Genomic DNA, 20,008 nt, shown 5'->3' with positions numbered 1-20,008 from the left:
CCCCACTCTGTCCTTCCGCTTCGCTGTCGACCTGCCGTCGAATGCTGCTGCTATGGCTTCAGGCGGCGCAGGCGTAGGAGCCTTGGCGAGAATGTCTCTCACTACCCTGATTTGTTCCAGCCCATCGGCGGGCCAGTGTGGCCGCTCGGTGGTGTCCGGAAGAACCACGTCGAGTGTCCCAACATGTTCGTCCAGTGGCCGGGGAGCCTTGCCTCCGAGCTTTGGGGTTTGGAAGTCGGGCCTCAGCCACCGGACGATGCCTCGCTTCTCTTCCTCTGCCCGCTTTAAATTCAGGTCGACGAGGCGAGACAACATTTCCTCTTCCGTCCGTTGCTGTTTCTTCAGATTTGTGGACAGAAGGGACGGTAGCACCCGGTCTACCCAGCAGGGATGGGGTCAAGTCTTCCCAACCGTAGGCTGCGAGAACTGTGCGGTCGATTTCGTCATGGATATCCTTCAGTCCAGATATCAAGCCCGCATCATGTACATCGCGTTCGGCCTCCGTGAGAGGTGCCACAGGACAACCATTCTCCAATTCTCTAAGCCGCTCCAGGGCATTGTAGAGGCTTGTCATTGTCAGGAGAGAATGCTTGGCAAGCCTCTCTTTGCGGAACCCATCAAGTCGTTCGCCGAGACCTCGAAGTCGCTCTCTCCGAGCGAATGGGCGGTCATTGGTGGTCACGTTTGTGTCGAAGCCGAATGGAAATGGGAAAGGATTGAATGTATCGGTGTGCTGATACACCGGATCATCTCCGACCCCTTGCCGGCCGCCTCGGCGAATTGAGAACTCAACATGCACCCGGGACGAGAGGATGGCCAATGCTTCGCCGTGTTCCATTGCGACGATGACCGTCTTGCTTTCAGCTCTGCAATCGGCCGGTAGGAAGCCGAAGAAGCGGTGCTTGGAGGTTCTTGTGGTCGCGATGAAGCGGGAAAGGTTAGAGGTCGCGACCCTTATCGCTTCTCCAGTCCTTCGGAATTGCCACCACTTGTCCAAAACGTAGGTATCAGAGGCAGGGCTCCGCGAGGACTTCACATTCTCGAGAAGGTAGTTTTGAAGCATTGGGAGGTCCTGCAAGTCTCCCCAGCTCGCGGGATATGTATCGATCACTCGCCGCCAAGCGCGGCCGTTTTTAAAGTCGTTTCCGTTCATGTAGCTGAAGAGAAATCGATCAGCTGCCGGCTCCGCACGAACCAGCTGTGCGGCGACGTTGTTCTCAAGGAGGAGTGCCTGAGTTCCGAGTTCAAATCCCTTGATAGCAACCCCGTCATTGGCCAACAGCGGTGTCGTAGCGTCGAGATTTGCACCCACTGTCAGGCTTGGAAGTATCTTGCCGGCTCTGCCTTCGATGACGACTTGAGGCGTATCGGTGTTGAGGCCGGCCTCAGAGACTACCGTTCCCAAGAGGCCCTCTTTCTCGCCTGTCTCTGCAACGGTCATTGCGATACGCACAGCCGCCTTGTCGGACGCCTTCATCCAAGGATGGTTGGGGATCGCGTAGACGAGCGACAGGGGGGCCTTCGCGGCGGTATATCGTTCTATGACACGCCGGGAGAAGGTCTGCGTGATAGAATTGGTGGTGATGAAACCGAAGCGCCTCAGCGGGTTTGCTTGGCCCTTCGTCGGCCTGCGTAAGAGCCGGGTGGCCGCCTCATCCCAGAAGTGCATAACGAAATCGGCCCCGCCGGGCATGTATGGGCGTGCCGCCCAACAGGCTTCCGCATACCCGTCGCCAAGCTCGGCGCGCATGTCCTTTCCGCCGATAAAGGGTGGGTTCCCGACGATGAAGTCGACCTCTGGCCAAGCCGAGCGCTTCGGGTTCACATAGGTGTACAGCGGCACTTGCGCGTCTGGATCGGGGATTTCCTCGCCCGTGATCGGATGGAGCTTCTTCGTGACGCCATCCCAACGCGACAGTGGGAGCCCCCTGGCGTCGCGCAATAGTTCCTGCCGGTCGTAGGTAATGATGGCATCCTGCTGCTTGATGGTGCCGTAGGCGTGTAAGATCGGCTCCGTGATCCACGCGACACCGGCAGTCTTAAGCTGCCATTTCAGATAGCCGATCCACAGTACAAGGTCGGCGATGGGCACGGCTCGGGGGTTCAGCTCAAGCCCGTAGAACTGCCGAGGATTGACGGTTTCTCCTTCCATAGTAAAGCGGGCCTGATCTTGGCCAAGGTCGTCCAACGCCTCCAGAACCTCGCCTTCAAGGCGTTTCATTAGCTCCAGACTGACATAAAGGAAGTTGCCAGTTCCGCAGGCTGGGTCGAGGACGCGCGTCGTACAGAGCATATGATGATATGTCTTCACCGCAGCCAGCGCTGCAGGATGGTTTCCAGCGTCCCGCAGTTCCTTCACCTGTCCTTGCACAGCCTCCCAATCGGCTCGCAACGGCTCGATGATGGTTGGAATGACCAGCCGCTCGACGTAGGCGCGGGGCGTGTAGTGCGCCCCCAGCTTCGACCTCTCGCGTGGGTTCAAGGCCCGTTCGAGCAAGGTCCCGAAGATCGCTGGCTCGACGTCGGACCAGTCTTTGCCCGCCGCGATCCATAGTTCGGTGATGTCGTCCTTGTCGAGCGGGAGCGCTATCCGCTTCTTGAAGAGGGAACCATTGAACTTCTTAAGCGTGGCGTTCAGGTGGGGCGCATAGCCTCCGCTATCCATTACGCTCCAGAGACCTTCAAGCGCCGCTACGAAGTGTTGAGGAGTGTCTCTCATCTGGCCAAGCAACGTATGAAACCCCTTCTCAGGGAGCAGCTTCACGTCTTCCGCAAACATCGTGAACAGGCAGCGCATGAGGAACTCGGCAACGTCCTTCGCGTCGTGCTTGCCTTCGAGCCGCTTGGCGATCTTCGCCAACCGTTCGGCGATGTCGCGGGTGACCTCGGCCGAGATCTTCGTCGGGTCGAGAGACTGTGGATCGGTCCAAATAGTGCGTAGCCGCGTCTGAACCTTGGCGTCTCTGAGGTCTTCCATACCAATCCGGTAGGTCTGCCGGTCGGGGAAGTGAGCGTAGTTCTTCCCCTGCCCAGAGAAGTCCGCGTAGACCTCGATTACATTCCCCACATCGACCACCAGAAGGAAGGGCGGATAGCCATGTTCGACTGGGAGCGCACGGGCGTAGTCTTCCGCCTGCCTGCGGGCTGCAAGCAGCACTTGATCCCAGCCTCGTGTGCCTCGTTTGGCCTGCCCAGGTTTCCGTTGGAAAGCGTCTTCCGGGAGCAGCGAGACCTGGCTTTCATCGTACTTCGCGGCCACGCGTTTGCCTGATTGCTTGGCTTCAAGGATGAAGGAGCCGCGCCGGTAACAGTCGATCCGGCCGGCTGTCCGCGTGCCGTCCGCGTGCTTGAAGTCAACGCGACGCTCGAACACGTAGTCGTTCAAATGGTTCTGCTCGGACGCCATGTTCGGACGATCAAGACCCAGCGCCTCACACAGCCCAATGACAAAGAGCTGATAGTTTGCAAGCTCCGACCCGCCGGACGCCGCCCCAGTCGCAATCAGTCTGTTCAGCAATTCGTCGTTAACGGTTGTTTCCCCCATGGCGGGAACCTATTCAATCGGGTCGCAAATACAAACCCCCGCTTGAATGGCGACACGGAAATATTTTGACCCAAATTAGTTTGACCCCCATCTGATCAAGGTTGGACCCCAAACACCCCCCCTGGGGTACCAAATTGCAGGCGTACCCGACCGGGCACCCTTTGAGAACTTCAAGGTACTCTCAGGGTGTCGTGCGATCCGGGCACAGCTTGCGGCTCGAACCTAAGGCCGATCGCGTCGATCTCCAGTCGGTAGCCTGATGCAGCAGCAATGATTAGCATCATGACGACGGCGATGGGTGTCACTACGGATGGGTTGAATGAGAAATTCGCTCGCATAGTATTAAAGCGTCTCATTCTATCAGGCAGGGGCTTGATGGGTGTTTGCTGCGGTTTCATTGCCTTTCCTTTCTTTTGCCTGCGCAGCTGCGGCTGCCACCAACTGTTGCTGTTGCCAAAACGCTCGGATTACCTCGATTTCTCCGTACCCACCTATTTCAGTCAGGCGGTCAATGAACCTCGAATAGACAATGTCCTGCACCTGTTTTGCGGCGCGCATTTGCTCCACGGCGACGTTAGGGTTCAGAAGCAAAACGTAATGGAAGTCACCGGAGGGGCCTGGCTTAGTGTCGATGAAACAAAGCTCACGCAAACGTTTCATTCGCTTGCGCCAAGTATCAACCGCGCGCGGTCCCATGAAGCCCGCCTCTGCTGCGAAAGTGCCGGTGTTCTCGATTGTGATGACTGGGTGGTCGGGTGCGCGTGCCCACAAGCAGAACAGTGTGTGGCCGGCAGGGATACCTTTAGACTGTTGATCGATCGCCTGCATTGCGATCGGAAGCGTACGTGGCAGGGTAGTGTAGCCATCATTTGTCTTTCGGCGCCAAACCCACGCTTCCAAATAGTTTGGAAAGTGCACATCCATTTGATGTTGCGCGCGTTCCGCCATTTTCATTTTCTTGACTGTCGATTGTCGTCCGTTTGCCATGGGTCCAACTCCTTCATGACCACCAGTGTATGATAGGTGGCCGCAGTGCGCGACGATTGAATGGGCTGCGCGATACAGCGGCTTTCAGCCTGCCCAGAGTGGATTACACCGCAGCCAATGTGCAGAGGATAATGTACTATCAAGCCAACGAATTGAGCGATCTGGCGCAAGCCGTCTTGAATTATGATTGCAAATCAATGAGTTACAATTTGCCCTACGTGCTCCCGCTGCTCTTGTGCTCCGGTACTCCCATGTGCTCACCGTGCTCATGGGGTTTAAAAGGGGGCGGAGCTGCCAATTGACCACGCTGAGGTTTCGGAAAAAATGCCCATCTTTCGGCGAGTAGACCCAAGGATGTCCATGGAATTTGGGGATGCTGGTGTTCTCCACGTAGGTTAGGTGACCCCGTGGCCACAGCTTGCCTACTTCCTGGCGGAGGGCGGAGACCCGTCCTCTTTCTCGGCGTCTATGACCCTATAGGTCGCCCCGCTCTTGGCGGTCGGCGGCACCTCGGTAAGCTCTTCATACAGATACGTCGCGAACATCGAGCCGGCTCCCAGAACCGCCCAGAGTGGCACCCCGACGCCCATCCCGAGTGCAGCAATCCCCGCACTCTGACCGCCGAACACTGCTAACCCGACAGCCGCCCCACCGATCCCGAGGCGCTGGGCTATAGTTCTGTTATCCCACCCAAAACTCTTCGCTCGCCCGAGCGCAGTCTTGAGTATCGGTCCAACGACTTTGCCATGCATGGTTGCGCCGACGGCCTGTTTGGCCTTCGTTCGTGCCGGCAGGTCAGACTGGCGGATTTCAAGGAGCTTTAACGCCCACGTACGGAGCGCGTCGGTTTGCTCGGGAGTTGCCGCCTTCACGATTTGGACGACAAGCTGTCGCTCCCGGTCTGGTTTCTCGTTCATGCGTTCTCCGCTCCAGTCTGTCGATGCGCCACGGCCCCTCCCAATGGTATAGGGCATCCTCTCACAGACCGGCATCATGTAGTGATGGCACGTAAATCCGCTTAAGCGGTAGCAGTGATTGGTAGCGCGGTTCAAATTCACTATAATGATCGTAGATCAATTCAACGAGTTGCGGCCCGTCGATTAGACGGAGGTTCGCTTTTGACCGTTCGTACTCCTTTGCATCTCGGGTATAAGGACCGAGGGTAACGAACAGCGCATGTTCCCCATGCTCCACATGGCCGATCAATTGTGCAACCTCTGGGCGCCCAATCGCATTGGTCACTTGCTTGCACTGAACTTTGATGATCGGCGGTTCAAATCCAAGCTCGTCTTTGTGGGCGATAACGTCCACACCCCCATCTCCGGACTTCGCAGTCACCCGTGCGTGATAGCCCATGCACTCAAGCAAGTGCGCTACAAACCTCTCGAACTGGTATGCATCGATGCTCGTCTTCAGCTGTCGAATTACAAAATCTTGCGTGGTCTCTTCCGCCTGGAATGAGACGGCTTGCGTCACGCTATCATCGTCGCCTTCGTCGTCAGCCTGTAAAGCCTGCTTAGAAATCGGACGGCCTTCGAGCGCCGCCACGAACTCGTCGGCGTGTTTCCTGACGCTGAAGAGCGTTATGAAAGATCCAATCTCATATAGCGCAGCTTGGCTGAAGTCTTCACGAGGCAAATGCTTGAGCCATGTCACCGGACGCTGGTTTGGGTATTCCGCATTCTTGTTCGGATCGTAGCTGTAGGGACCAGAAACGACGCCAATGTTCACCATGCGGTCTGCCTTTGAGGGATAGACGACAGTATCTCCTTCCTTCATTTCATAGAGGAACCTGAAGAGGACACCAGCCTGAACAGGTATGCTCCCTTGCTTCGCCTCCGGGAACGTGCGGCGCACCACGTTCTTGAATGTGTCGCGGTCCGATTTGATGGCCGACAAGTCTCCAAGTTGAGCCCAGCCAATCGCAATGAAGCCGCCATCGATAGGTTGTGAGCCCATCGTACGATCCATGTGAACGCCCCATAAATGTCCGGCCATAGTCGTCCCCCACGAAAATTGGCCGCCTTTGGCCCATCGACGAATGGTATGCAGCACAATTCGTCCCACGCAACAACAGGTCGGGCCAACCCGGGGCTTCGGAAACACGGGCAAAGCAGTAGGTTCATTATGGTATGCCCTTGGCGAACCGGTCCGGGACTGGTTCGATAATACCCCTTGACGGCTCAAATCGAACTGGTATTAATCGAACCAGTCAAACCGAACCGAAGGGCTTCACATGTTCGTCCGTGCCTATCTCCGCGCCTCCACCAAGGAACAGGATGCAAGCCGCGCCAAAGGCGACCTTGAAGCCTTCGCAAAGGAGCGCGGGCTCCCGATCGCAGCGACCTACACAGAGAACGAGAGTGGGGCCTCGCTGGCCCGCCCTGAGCTATTCAGGCTTCTCTCTGACTGTCAGCCAGGCGACATTCTCCTAACCGAACAGGTGGACCGCCTGAGCCGCCTGAACGCGGAAGACTGGGAACGGCTGAAGCGTGAGATCGCCGACCGCAAGGTCCGGGTCGTCGCGCTCGACTTGCCGACCTCACACATGATGATGATCAAGGAGGCCGACGACTTCACGTCGCGCATGTTCGCGGCGATCAACGCGATGCTGCTCGACATGCTCGCTGCCATCGCCCGCAAGGACTACGAGGACCGCAGGCGGCGTCAGGCTCAGGGCATTGCCAAGGCACAGTCCGAGGGACGCATGAAGGGCCGTCCTGAGGACGCCAAGCGCAATGAGGCGATTGTAGACATGCTTCGCAAGGGGCAGAGCTGGAGCACGATCGTGAGCGCTACCAACTGCTCCCGCTCAACGCTCGCGAAGCTGGCGAAGCGCATTGAGGGCAGCCGACACGGTGCAGGTAACTTCGTGGATCACTTGTAGACACGGGTTGCAGAAGCCTGTCGACTGGCGGCAGACGAGGATGGTTCAGGGGGGTGAGAAATGCTGCAGGTGCCCGCGTATTCCCAGATGATGTGGCCTGCGATCGACGCGCTCAAAGAGCTTGGCGGCTCGGCCGCTAACGACGAATTGCTGACGAAGGTAATTGAGGTGATGCGGCTGCCGCCAGAGGTGCAGAACATTCCTCATACGGGCGGCCGCCAATCCAAGGTGAGCTATAACCTGCATTGGGCCAAGACCTACTTGAAGAAGGCTGGGTACGTTGACAACAGCGTGAGGGGCGTCTGGGCGCTGACTGACGCCGGTGAAACGTGTACGCAGCAGAGCGTCGCACTTGTTCCGGCGCTCGTTAGGAAGATGGCCGCAGACGCCAAGAAGAATGGCCTGGGGGACGGTGAGGAACCCGTCGTTGACGCTGTTGACGCACTGGAAGTCAACTGGAAAGATCAACTGCTCGACTGCCTCAAGTCGATCAAGCCAGACGCCTTTGAGCGACTGTCTCAGCGCCTGCTGCGGGAAGCTGGGTTCATCAAGGTCGAAGTGACGGGCCGTTCGGGTGACGGCGGGATTGACGGTATTGGGGTTCTTCGGTTGAACCTCCTTTCTTTTCAAGTCTTGTTTCAATGCAAGCGGTACAGCGGTTCGGTTGGACCCAGCACCATCCGCGACTTTCGCGGTGCAATGGTCGGCCGCAGTGACAAGGGCTTGTTGATCACCACCGGGACTTTCACGGCGGAAGCAAAGAAGGAGGCCACCCGAGATGGGGCGCCGGCGATCGAACTGATAGATGGGGAGCAGTTCTGCGACCTGCTCAAACAGCTGAAGCTCGGCGTTGCGACGGAAATGGTCGAGAGGGTGGTGGTGGACCCCAGCTGGTTCAGCAAGGTCTGAGCTGGGGCCGCGCCTTCCACCCATACTCAGACGACCAGCGCCCGCATTTGCCCTTGCCCCGCGCCCCTGTCCTCCTGTAGACGCTCGCCTTCCCGCCAACGCGGGGTGGCCATTTTGAGGAATACCAGCATTGACGAATTGGACCGCCAAGCGCGAGCGCAAGGCAGAAGTGAAGGTGCGCGCGAAGGAACCGAGCAGCATGTTCAGCCGGTGTCGCGTAGTAGGCTGCAGCAAGCATGCCAGAGCGGGCACGGAGGATGGGCTGGACACGCGGTTCTGTCGTCCCCATGCAGACCACTACTCCCGCCATGGGAGCCCTTACCGACCCTCCTACGGGGCGCGAGAGATCGCACCATACCGGGACGCTGCGATGGCGTGGTTGGAGGCTCAGGAGGACGATACCTACGTCCGCAATGCGGTCGACCGTGTGGCTACCCTGCTGCGGACCTCAGGGCAGTTCAAGGAGGCATTCAGGCTTCGTGGGCTGTCTCCTCAGGATCGCGCAAAGGCCGCCTGGGCGAGGCTGCGAAGGGCCGCAGTGGACCCGCGTCGGGTGGTGGCGGCTTGGCTCGCGATCGAAATGATCATCCGTGACGATCCCCAAGCGGACCTCAAAGCCGAGTTCAAGCGCGTGCAGGCTGCGAAGCTGGTTCACCGGATGGCCTCAGGGACGCACAAGAGGTGGGGCGAGGGTGCCAGCGCGACAGAGCTTCACGTCTACCCGAGGTCACGCGGACGGGTCCTAAGGCACATGGGCGAAGCGCTGGAGACCGCCTGCGAGCTTCTGGTTCAGCACAGGGGCCGCAGCGTTGTCCGAACGAGATGAATAGGATCACCCAGATGGAAGACAGAGCAACAGCAGCGGCCCGTGAAGACCCCTTGGAGGGCAAAGACGCAGACGCCCCGGCCGGACGTATCGGGCGTCTTGCTGCGGAGATACTGGCGGATCATGTCCGGGCCGGAAACGGCGACGTCGACCCCGAGTTGATGGCCGAGAGCCGGCTCGACTTGGACCCCAAGGAGGCTCAGGGCATCGTGAATGCCATCAAGCGGATCGTGGAAGGCAAGGCAGCGGGCGGTGGGGCACCAGCGCATGCTACGGCCAAGGGTGGAAAGTCCGCAGCCCCTCAGCGTGACACGGTTTATCTCACGATCCCGACCGACCAGATAGTGAAGGACATCATCACGCAGGCCAGAGCGGTCTCTAAGGGAAAGCCTGCTGGGACCAACCCGGAGGCAGTGCGAAGCTATGCTGACGGTATGCGGAAGGGCGAGCATTTCCCCGCAGTATTGGTCGGGCGGAGAGACCCCGAGGCTCCCGACGATGCGAACGCCATCTACTTCTTGATAGACGGGTGGCACCGCTTGGAAGCGCTAACCGACCACCTCGGGAGGATCGAAGTTGAATGCGAGGTGACCGGAGAGGCGGACCTTAATGCCTGCCGATGGATGGCCATTGAGAGGAACCGGATCAACGGCGTGAAGTACGTATCAAGTGACCGCTTGGGCGTCTTCAGAACCTACATCGACGCCGGGAAGCATCTGGAACGTAAGGGCAGGTTCACGGTCGTGAAGTCGGCCCGCGACATCTCCGACGACCTCGCGGGGTTCAGGATCAGCAGGCAAGTGGTCGCCAAATGGGCACTGGAGCATTACCCTGACGTCTACGAGGCCATGCCGGGACGGGAAGTGCAGCAGCGGGTTGCCGATGCTCAGAGGCAGGAGCAGGCAGCGAAGTGGGCTGAGGAGAGGCGTGAAGTCGCAATGAAGGCGGTGCTGTCGCAGGTTGTTGCCATCTATCGCGATGCCCCCCGTTGGGGGACTGAACGCAAGAGGCTCGCCGAGTTGGTTAAGACGCTGCCACGTAGGATGACCAAGGGCCGGATCGATGGCAACCAGCAGAGGGCTTTTGAGCGCCAGTTCGATAAACCGCAAGAAGGCCCCAGAGAGACGCAGGACGAGTTCTGATTGAGAGCAGACATGCGATTTAGCGTAGGCAACCACATCAATCAAAACAGTATCTTAGCGTAACATTGGCTCACTTTGCAGAAGTAGTCATCACGCCGCATGAGGCTTGGGGCCAGCGTACCGCAGGAGCAGAGCTACTAAGTTCGTTGGCGCGCCAGCCAGCGTTGACGAGGAGACACCGAGCTGGTACACAGGCTCAAATAAGCGGCTGGAAATGATCAATTAATTCAGTAACTTGACGGTTTGCCAAGCGAGTTCAATCCTCTCTCGCAGCACCAGTTCCCAACAATCAGGCAATTGCCGACATCACTTGCTTCGAGTGCGTAGCCTTCAGGCGCGAAGCCGCTGAGCGTTTCATCAAATTCACCCGTGCATTCCTATGGGACCTCGAGATAGGGCGGGTTTTGTCCTCCGGGGACAAACCTCCGGTGGAGGCCATTTCCGACATGGGCACGATTCATTAACCAAGATGCTGTTCATCGATAGGCTGTGCTGGTGCCACCTGCCGATGGCAAGTTCGATGCCTTGTGGGGTTTGGGTGCGCCAAAAAAGACATTTTTTCTTGGCGGCGACGTCAAATCGCCCGAAACAAAAACAATGTGCAAGGCATGAACGTGATTGAAAGCAAGCAAAACGCGTCCCGCGCCTCCCATCGTTGGGCACGCTTGCCGGCTGCCATGGTCGCGCTGCTTTGCATGTGCGTCACATCAGCGTTCGCCGAGACTCGCACGCTGAAGATCCAGCATCTCCACACTGGCGAGAAGGCCGAGATCGTCTTCAAGCGCAACGGCCGCTATGACCAGGCCGGACTGAAGAAGATCAACATCATGCTGCGCGACTGGCGCCGCAACGAGCCGACCAAAATGGATCCACGCCTGCTCGACCTCGTCTGGCAGGCCTATCGAGCCAGCGGTTCGACAGGCTACATCAACGTGGTCAGCGGCTATCGCTCGCCGACGACCAACGCCATGCTGCGCAGCCGCTCGAAGGGCGTCGCCCGTGAAAGCCAGCACATGGTTGGCCGTGCGATGGACTTCTTCTTGCCCGACGTGCCGCTGAAGAAGCTGCGCGACATCGGCCTCAGGATGCAGGGCGGCGGCGTGGGCTATTACCCGACGTCCGGTTCACCCTTCATACACATGGATGTCGGCAATGTGCGCCACTGGCCGGGCATCAGCCGGCAGGAACTCGCCAGGGTCTTCCCGAACGGCAAGACGCTGCACGTGCCGAGCGACGGCAAGCCGTTGCCTGGCTACGACCAGGCGCTTGTCGCCTATAAATCGCGCAAGGCCGCCGGCACGCCGAACATCGAGGTGGCAGGCACCGATGCCGGCCAAGGCAAGTCGCGCGGTCTGCTGGCAACCCTGTTCGGCGGACGCGACGAGGACGAAGCGGACGATACGGTGAAGGTCGCGGCGGCGGTGCCGGCGCCCCGCAAGCCGGTCAAGTCTGTTGAACCCAAGTCGGTTGAACCCAAGCCGGTTGGCCAAGGCATCACTGTCGTAGCGCCGCAGGATGCCCAACGCGCTGATATCCCGATGGTTTCCGGTAGCCCGGGCGAAGAACCAGCCGCACAGAAGACGCAGACACCCGACGCGATCGTCGCGGCGCTGGCGCCACGCGCAGTGCCGCTGCCGGCCTTCGCCCCGCGTCCTGAGCGCGCGGCAAGTGTCGCTGCTCTCGAAACCGTGCCGTTCGCGGTCGCCAGCGCGCCTCCAAGGCCGGCCGAACTGGCGGCCACAGAAGCTCCTCCCGGCAAGGCTGACGCCGCTCCCGCAACCGTCACTCAAGACATCGTGGCGCTCAACATCCCATTGCCCACTTGGCGGCCGGCAAATCAGGCGACTCAGCCGGAGACGGCCAAATCCGAAGACGCGATCGGCGCGTTGCTGGCCATGAACCGCCCTGATGACCAGAGCCGGCTCGCCGTCAAGCCGCTCGCGGCCCCTGTACCGAAATCGGAAGGTCCCGTCGGGGCCAGCCCTAAGGCCGACCGTGTCAAGCCACGCGGCGATGGACTGGTGACCGCCGCGGTGGCGCGGCCCGCACCATTGCGCTCAGCCAAGGCGCCGGCCGCAGCAGATCGCGGCACCACTGGCGCAAACGGATCGGTGAGGGCGCCGGTAATTGCCGCTCATTTCATTCGCACGGCTCCGGAGCAGGTCTATCTCGACGGGTTCAGGGCGAAACGAGAGCCATCCGACCATCGCCGGTTCACGGGATCGGCAGTGAAATTCCTGCCCATGGCCAGCTTCAAATAGTCTGGTTGAGGCCGGATGCGGCAAGAGTTGGGCGGGCATCGTGTCGCCGCTCCAACTCGCCCCTGCTACTTGCGCAACAGCGCCTCGATCTCGTCCAGCACCTTGTCCTTGCCGATGCCGGTGAGAAAGGCGAGGCCCTTGATGACCGGCTTGGTCACCGAGGCGGAGATCGGGGTGGTGGCGACGATGAAGTCGACATTGTCAGCCAGGCTTGGCACCTCGGTTGCCTTCGACTGCTGGGCATTGAAGGTCAGCCCGCGCTTTTTCATTGCCTCGGTGACGGCGACATTGACGGCCGTCGAAGTGGCGATGCCGGTGCCGCAGGCAAAGAGAATTGTTTTCTGTCGAGACATATCCGTTCTCCTTGTTCAGCCGAGTAAGGCGCGCACGTCGTCGAGTGTCCTGGCAGTCCTCAGGCCATCGAGCGCTTCGGAATTCTGGATGGTGGCCATGACCATCTGCAGCGCGTCAATCTGCTTGTCCTTGTCGTTGATCGCAAGCAGGAACACGAAGCCGACCGGCAGGCTTTCGTCCGGGTCTTCCATATTGGCGAAGATGACCGGTTTCTTCAAAGTGCCAAGGGCGATCCCGGGCTTCAGCACATGTTCAGGGTCGGTGTGCGGCACCGCGACATTGTCGGGACGCTCCAGCGGCAAGCCGGTTGGAAGGGCCATTTCGCGGCGCACGACCGCGTCGGCGTAGGAACTCTTGACGTAGCCCAGCGTCTCCAGTTTGCCGGCCAGGATGCGGATGATCTCCTCATTGGTCGATGCATCGGATCCGAGCACGATGGCTTCGGGATCCAGGAGATGCATGAGTCCATCAGACATATCGTGCTCCGTTCATAAAATCGTGCGCCCCGAAAGGGCGCACGATCGTTTCCAGTTCAAGGCGCGCTGAGGTCAAGCCGAGCCTTCGGCTGGCTCGTCCTCGGCGCCCGCCGCCCGTTCCCAGCCGAGCGGATTGCGGCGGTAGAGAACGAACAGCGCGGCGATGACCACCGCGATGACAATGATGCCGACGAGCCCAAGCCCCTGGATCGCCTCGATGACGACATAGGGCACCCACAGGAAGCCATCGACGACCGAGGTGATCTGCAGGGCATCCGCCGGCAGCTTGAAGCCCGAGGCGACGGCGGCACTGGTGAACAGCGGCGCGAGCGCATTGGCGACATAGAAGCCGATCGCGAGCGTCACCGTGCCGATCACCACCATGCGGAACACGTTGCCTTTGACCAGTGGTGCGGTCATGGCGACGATGAAGGGGATGACCGCGAGATCGGCGAACAGGATGACGCGGTTGCCCGGCAGGATGATGGACAGGATGATCGCGATCGGCACCAGGATCAGCGACGACGAGATCGCGGCCGGATGGCCGATCAGGATCGCGGAATCGAGACCGACGAGAAGCTCGCGGTCGCCGGTGCGCTTGCGCACGAACTCCTGCGCCGCGTCGGAAACCGGCAGCAGGCCTTCCATCAGGATCTTCACCATGCGCGGCAGGAGCAGCATCACGGCGGCCAGCGTCATGCCGGTGCCCAGCACCTTTGCCAGCACCACGCTGAGGTCACCCGCGTTGTAGAAAGCGATCGCACCGAGCACGAGACCGATGATGAGACCCAGCACCACCGGTTCGCCGAACACGCCGAAGCGGCGCTCGATGGTCTCGGTGTTGATGTTGATCCGGTTGATGCCGGGAATGCGGTCCATGATCCAATTGAGCACGATGGCGATCGGCAGGATCTGCGCCGAGGCGAGATGCGGCACGGAAATGCCCGGTACGCCGTAGAACTGCTGCACGGCGCGTGCCGACCAGTCGGCGAAAAGCAATGACAGGGCGGCGACAAGTGCTGCAACGGCGATGCCGTAGGCCAGGTTGTCGGTAGCGGCAACGACCAGCGAGCCGACAAAAGCGAAGTGCCAGAAATTCCACACGTCGACATTGAGCGTGCGTGTCATGCGTGTCAGCAACAGCACGATGTTGACCAGGATGCCGACCGGGATGACCCAGAGGCCGACCGACGAGCCAAAGGCGATTGCCGCCGCGGACGGCCAGCCGACATCGATGATATCGCGGTGAATTCCGGTGTTGGTGACGATTGCCTTGGCGACGTCGCCGATCGACGTGAACATGAGGCCGAGCACCAGGTTGATACCGATGAAGGCGACCCCGATGGTGACGGCGGCGCGAAACGCCTTGCTGACCTTGGCTCCCAGAACCACGGCGATGATGAAGATGACGATCGGCAGCAGGATCGTTGCGCCGAGCGTATCGATGGCTCCTTTTAAGCCAGCGAGAATAGTGTCCATTATGCCTCCCCTGGAGCATCGCGGTCATGGCTATGCCGCGCTCGACGCTCCCTTGACCTCATTTCAGCTTCTGCTGCCCTCCGCAGCCGAAGCGCTCCCGGTGTTGTCGATGCGGGCTGAAACGCTGACCAATTCTATCGCTTGGTGAACATTTGCCTTTGTCGGCGAACGAATGTTTTAGAATGGCTGATCACGGAAATGTCAATTGGCAATCTTTGTGCCAAAGATATCCCGCTCGCAAAGGCCGGAATTGGCTGTGTAAAAGCGCGGATCGCAGGGCGAGCGGCTATCGTCTCAGGCCACAGACCAGCCGCCGTCGACAAGAATGTTGGCGCCGGTGATCATCGACGCTGCCGGTGAAGCCAGGAACACCACGGTGCCCGCCACATCGATCGGATCGCCGATGCGGCCGAGTGGGATATGGCCGAGCACATGCGCATGAAATTCGGGATTGGCGAGGGAGGGCCGCGTGCCGTCGGTCCAGATGAAGGTCGGTGCGACGCTGTTGACGGTGATCTTGTGCTGCGCCCATTCCGCCGCGAGGCAGCGGGTCAGGTGATTGATCGCGGCCTTCGACATGCAGTAGATGGCTTCGCCCTTCAAGGTCACGCTGCCGGCCTGTGAACTCATGTTGATGATGCGTCCGGATTTCCGCGCGATCATCAATTTCCCGACTGCCTGGGTGGTGAAGAACGTGCCCTTCAGGTTGACGTCGACGGTGAGGTCGAAATCCTCTTCCTTCACATCCTCGGCCAGGTTTTCAGGCCCGAGACCGACATTGTTGACCAGCACGTCGATGCGGCCGAAGGCCGTGTGGGCCTCGGTGACCGCCGCCCGCACCGTCTTCAGATTGGTCAGGTCCATCTCGACCGCGAGCGCTCGCCTGCCCATGCGTTCGATCTCGGCGACAAGCTCTCTCCCGTCGTTGGCCTTGCGCACGCCGACGATCATGTCGGCACCGGAGCCGGCGCAAGCCAATGCGCAGGCGCGGCCAATGCCACGCGACGCGCCGGTGACCAGCACCACCTTGCCGTCCAGGTCAAACTTTGGCGTGGTTTCCGACATTACGACCTCCCTTGAAATGTTCCTCGTCAGCGAGATTAGCCGGTCACGATGTGAAAGCCAGCCGGGGGCCCTCACGACAAGAACACCGCTTGCCCCAGCCCTTGCCATGGGTCGGCCATGATGATGCCATGTCCAGAGGTAAAGTCGGCATCGGGGTTAGGGCTGGCAATGCGATTGAGGTGGGCGATCAACGCGGGTAGACGCACGGGCCGGGCATTTGCCGTGGCGCTTGTACTGTGCCTGTGCGTGATGGCACCGGCCATGGCCGAAGCGCCAAAGGAGTTGAAGGGCGTCGCCCTCATCATCGGCCAGTCCGACTACAAACATGTCGGCAAATTGCCCAATCCCGAAAACGACGCCCGTGCCATCGAGGAAATGTTCGACAAGCTCGGCTTCCAGACTGACGTCGCCACCAACCGTGACGCGCGCAAGCTGAAACGCGACCTCGAGAGCTTCGTCGACGACGCCGAGGGCGCCGATGTCGCCATCATCTACTATTCAGGTCATGGCATCGAAGCTGGTGGCGAGAATTTCCTGGTGCCTGTCGATGCCGACATTTCCGCGCTTGACGATGCCGGTGAAAAGCTGGTGCCGCTATCGTCGATCCTGACCGAACTGAAGGCCAAGGTGCCGGTCACCATCGTCCTGCTCGACGCTTGCCGCAACGACCCGTTCCCGCCGGGTACATTGCTAAAACTGGCGCCCGGCGATGATGGCAAGCCGATCGGCGCTGGTGGTCTTGGTGAAACGCGCAGCGTCGTTGCATTGAAGGCGAGCAGCCCGGCCAACGGGTCTACCGATGACAGCCTCGGCCAGGTCATCGGCTTTGCTGCCGAACCCGGCAAAGTCGCGCTCGATGGTCCCGCCGACAGCAACAGCCCCTATGCAGCGGCGATCCTGCGCCATCTCGACACGATGGGCGGCGAGGAATTCGGCACCGTGCTGCGCATGATCGGCGAAGAGGTCTATCTCAAGACCGGTGGCCAGCAACGGCCATGGGTCAACGAGAGCTTGCGCCGGTTGCTCTATTTTGGCGTGGCGCCCGAAGCGCCAAAGGGCGAGGCGGGTGAAATCCTCACCGAACGCCGCCGGCTTCTGGTCACCATCTCGGCGTTGCCCGACCCGGAACGCCGTCAGATCGAATCGATCTCACGCAACGGCGGCGTGCCGATGGACGCGCTCTATGCGATGCTGAACACGCTAGGCACCGGTACGCCGAAGGACCCGGCCGAACTCGACAAACTGCTGCGCGGCCAAACCGAGCGGCTGAAACAGGTCCTCGCCGAACAGGCGACGCTGAAAAGCCAGGATCCCGAGATCGTGCGGCTGTCGAAACTGGCTGAACAGGCGATGCAGGAAGGCGCGCTCGACGCCGCCAAGAAATTCCACGAGCAGGCCAAGGCCCGGGTTGGGGAACTCAGCAAGACCGTCGATCAGACCGAGGCGGATCTCAAGGCACGCCGGCTCGAATTCGCTCAGGTTTTCGCCAACAGCGCGAAAACCTACGAAATCTCGTTCAGCTACCAGGAGGCAGCCCGCGATTACGCCAAGGCCTATGAACAGGCCGAGAAATGGGATGACGGCGATGCCTGGTTCTACAAGGCCGCCGAAGCCAACGCATTGTCCGAGCAAGGCTCGTTCTCGGGTGACAATTCGTTTCTGGTTCAGGCCGTCGCAGCCTATGAAAAGAGCCTGACGTACATCTCCAGCGAAAAGAGCCCGAGGCAATGGGCAGCCACGCAAAACAATCTCGCGGCCACGCTGTCGACGCTGGGTGAACGCGAGGCGGGCCGCGAAAATCTCGACAAGGCAGCAGCCTCCTATGAGCAGGCCCTGACCGCCTACACGCGCGACGCCCTGCCGGATGACTGGGCCTCGACCTATGGCAATCTCGGCACTGTCTACTGGCGCCTCGGCCAGCGCGAGAGCGGCACAGCACTGCTGGAAAAGGCAGTCGCGGCCTTCCGTTCGGCGCTTGAAGTACAAGGCTCGAAGAAGCGCCCGCTGGAATGGGCGGCGACTGAGAACAATCTCGGCATCGTGCTGTCGGAGCTTGGCGAACGTCAGGCGACGACCGACAGTTTCCGCGCTTCCATCGATGCGCATCGCGCCGCACTGACCGAATACAGCAGGGACCGCGTGCCGCTCGACTGGGCGCTGAGCCAGGTCAACCTCGGCGCGTCGCTGTTTCGCCTCGGCGAACGCGAGAAGGATGTGGCGACGCTTCAGCAGTCGGTCACGGCCTATCAGGCAGCGACCGGGGAAATGACGCGGGAACGCGCGCCGGCGCAATGGGCGACGATTCAGAACAATATGAGCTCGGCGCTGGAATCGATCGGCGAGATCAACGGCGACACCGCGACGCTCGGGCAGGCGCGGGACGCGGCGCAAGCGGCGCTCTCGGTGTGGACACGCGAACATGCGCCGGCGAGCTGGGCCAACGGCCAACTGACCCTCGGCAATGCCTTGCAGCGCCTTGGCGCCAGGCAGGACAGCAAGGAGCTCATGTTGCAGGCTGCCACCGCCTATCAGGCGGCGCTTTCGGAATATCCGCGTGAAAAACTGCCGCTCGACTGGGCCTCGCTGCAGCAGAACCTGGGCTCCGTCTACGCAACGCTTGGCGACCGCGACACCGGAACCGGCTATTTCGAGCAGTCGGCAAGTGCCTATCGTCAGGCGCTGGAGGTCTACACCGCCACTGCCGCGCCGTTGGATTTCGCCAGGGCCGGGCACGGCCTTGCTGGCACGCTGTCGACCTGGGGTGACCGCGCGCAGGACATAGCGATCTTGAGGCAGGCGGTCGACACCTATGATCAGGTGCTTAAGGTCCGTACCCGCGAGAGCGATCCGGCCGACTGGGTCAAGACGGAGTTCCGGCTTGGCTATGCATTGATGATGGCCGGCAAACTGGCCACCGACGATCAGTTGCTGCAGCGGTCCGTCGACGCGCTAAAGGCGGCCTTGCAGGTCCAGGTGGCTGGCGGCGATGTCAGCCAGACCGGTCAGACGCGGCGCGTGCTTGGCCAGACCCTCTTGAGCCTGGGGATCGATACGTCGAATGCCGCCATGCTGGCCGAGGCGGCCGACACGCTTGAGGCGTCGCTGCCCGCCTATTCCAGGGACACCGATGCGGAGGAATGGGCAAACATCAACTACGACATCGGGTTCACGCGCTATAGCCAGGGTCAGGTGACCGGCGACGCGGCTTTCTACAGCGATGCGGTCAGCAGTTTCGAAACGGCAGCGCGGGTCTACGATGGTTTTGCCGATCGCACGCAATGGGCAAGGACAAAGGGCGACATCGGCAACGCCTTGCTGGTGGCCGCCGACGGCAAGAATACCGAGCTGTTGAGCCGATCGGTCGCCGCTTATGATGCAGCACTCACCGTGGTGACACGCGAGAACGCGCTGCCCGTCTGGCAGAACAACCAGAACAATCTCGCCAGCGGCCTGTCGAGCCTCGGCTACTGGACGAACGATGTCAGCAGGCTGCGGCGTGCCGCCTCGATTTACCGCGGCCTTGGCATGGTCCGCACGCGGGCCCGCGATCCCGAGGCCTGGTCGACCACCCAGGCGAGCCTGGCCAATGTGTTGAGCATGATCGCCGCGCGGGAACCTTCCGCCGCCGTGTACAACGAGGCGGCCGCCGTCAATCGGGCACTGGCTGACGCGGTCGGCCGCGACCGCGACCCCGACCGCTGGGCGAACCTGCAGAACGAGGTCGGCTATGCCCTGACGATGGCCGGCCGCACCGAAAACAATGTCGCCCGCTTCGAGGAGGCGGTGCCGATCCTGCGCGAGGCGATCGCCGTGCAGAGGAAGATCAATGCGGTGCCGGCCGTCGCCTTCACCGAGGACAGCCTGTGCGACGTGCTGACTGACCTCGGCACTGCCCGCAAGCAAAAGGCAATGGCGGAGGAGGCAATCGCTGCCTGCCAGGACGCGCTCGCCATCTTCAAGGAGCGCAAGATGGATGACCTCGCCGCCGGCTCGATCAAGAACCTTGCCGAGGCACAGGCTTTGCTGGCCGAGTTGCACTGAAAAGCCATAAAAATGGCCATCGGCTATCGGCCTCGTT

General features: G+C 60.6%; 14 protein-coding genes. 6 read left to right on the top strand and 8 right to left on the bottom strand.

Annotation, left to right across the window (positions count from 1 at the left end):
- Positions 1 to 58: 58 nt before the first annotated feature.
- The 4 genes from GA829_RS31430 to GA829_RS31415 form a co-directional block, all read right to left on the bottom strand.
- The gene (locus tag GA829_RS31430) at positions 59 to 3,544 is read right to left on the bottom strand and encodes a class I SAM-dependent DNA methyltransferase (protein ID WP_258052028.1); all 3,486 of its coding nucleotides are present in this window, start codon (positions 3,542 to 3,544) and stop codon (positions 59 to 61) included.
- Between the two features lie 360 nt (positions 3,545 to 3,904).
- Entirely contained in the window at positions 3,905 to 4,531 is a 627-nt protein-coding gene (locus GA829_RS31425; RefSeq protein ID WP_195176418.1) for a hypothetical protein, read from the bottom strand.
- Between the two features lie 422 nt (positions 4,532 to 4,953).
- Positions 4,954 to 5,448 (bottom strand): hypothetical protein, encoded by a 495-nt coding sequence (locus tag GA829_RS31420; protein ID WP_195176417.1) that lies wholly within the window; start codon positions 5,446 to 5,448, stop codon positions 4,954 to 4,956.
- 61 nt (positions 5,449 to 5,509) lie between these two features.
- The gene (locus GA829_RS31415) at positions 5,510 to 6,502 is read right to left on the bottom strand and encodes a restriction endonuclease (RefSeq protein ID WP_210337720.1); all 993 of its coding nucleotides are present in this window, start codon (positions 6,500 to 6,502) and stop codon (positions 5,510 to 5,512) included.
- A 265-nt stretch (positions 6,503 to 6,767) separates the two neighbouring features.
- Between GA829_RS31415 and GA829_RS31410 the strand changes: the two genes are divergently transcribed.
- From GA829_RS31410 to GA829_RS31390, 5 genes are all read left to right on the top strand, one after another.
- Positions 6,768 to 7,418, top strand: coding sequence for a recombinase family protein (locus GA829_RS31410; RefSeq protein WP_195176415.1), 651 nt, complete (start codon positions 6,768 to 6,770; stop codon positions 7,416 to 7,418).
- 60 nt (positions 7,419 to 7,478) lie between these two features.
- Entirely contained in the window at positions 7,479 to 8,327 is an 849-nt protein-coding gene (locus tag GA829_RS31405) for a restriction endonuclease (RefSeq protein WP_195176414.1), read from the top strand.
- Between the two features lie 370 nt (positions 8,328 to 8,697).
- Complete coding sequence (locus GA829_RS31400) at positions 8,698 to 9,153, top strand: hypothetical protein (protein WP_258052027.1); 456 nt, start codon at positions 8,698 to 8,700, stop codon at positions 9,151 to 9,153.
- Positions 9,154 to 9,167: 14 nt separating this feature from the next.
- A complete protein-coding gene (locus tag GA829_RS31395) occupies positions 9,168 to 10,295 on the top strand; it encodes a hypothetical protein (RefSeq protein ID WP_195176413.1) in 1,128 nt (375 codons plus the stop codon).
- 608 nt (positions 10,296 to 10,903) lie between these two features.
- Positions 10,904 to 12,556 (top strand): peptidoglycan L,D-endopeptidase MepK, encoded by a 1,653-nt coding sequence (locus GA829_RS31390; protein WP_195176412.1) that lies wholly within the window; start codon positions 10,904 to 10,906, stop codon positions 12,554 to 12,556.
- 65 nt (positions 12,557 to 12,621) lie between these two features.
- On the opposite strand, the gene GA829_RS31385 is transcribed toward GA829_RS31390, so the two are convergent.
- The 4 genes from GA829_RS31385 to GA829_RS31370 all read right to left on the bottom strand — a co-directional run bounded on the left by GA829_RS31385 (position 12,622) and on the right by GA829_RS31370 (position 15,930).
- Entirely contained in the window at positions 12,622 to 12,909 is a 288-nt protein-coding gene (locus tag GA829_RS31385; protein ID WP_195176411.1) for a PTS sugar transporter subunit IIB, read from the bottom strand.
- Positions 12,910 to 12,924: 15 nt separating this feature from the next.
- Positions 12,925 to 13,386 (bottom strand): PTS sugar transporter subunit IIA, encoded by a 462-nt coding sequence (locus GA829_RS31380; protein WP_195176410.1) that lies wholly within the window; start codon positions 13,384 to 13,386, stop codon positions 12,925 to 12,927.
- Positions 13,387 to 13,458: 72 nt separating this feature from the next.
- Positions 13,459 to 14,865 carry a PTS galactitol transporter subunit IIC gene (locus GA829_RS31375; protein ID WP_195176409.1) on the bottom strand — a complete coding sequence of 469 codons (1,407 nt, stop codon included), beginning with the start codon at positions 14,863 to 14,865 and terminating at the stop codon, positions 13,459 to 13,461.
- A gap of 294 nt (positions 14,866 to 15,159) precedes the next feature.
- Positions 15,160 to 15,930, bottom strand: coding sequence for an SDR family NAD(P)-dependent oxidoreductase (locus GA829_RS31370; RefSeq protein ID WP_195176408.1), 771 nt, complete (start codon positions 15,928 to 15,930; stop codon positions 15,160 to 15,162).
- Between the two features lie 261 nt (positions 15,931 to 16,191).
- Between GA829_RS31370 and GA829_RS31365 the strand changes: the two genes are divergently transcribed.
- Complete coding sequence (locus GA829_RS31365) at positions 16,192 to 19,971, top strand: caspase family protein (protein WP_195176407.1); 3,780 nt, start codon at positions 16,192 to 16,194, stop codon at positions 19,969 to 19,971.
- Positions 19,972 to 20,008: the final 37 nt, after the last annotated feature.

It is taken from the genome of Mesorhizobium sp. INR15, from assembly GCF_015500075.1.
Taxonomy (GTDB): Bacteria; Pseudomonadota; Alphaproteobacteria; order Rhizobiales; family Rhizobiaceae; genus Mesorhizobium.
This window is presented reverse-complemented; position numbering and strand designations above follow the sequence as displayed.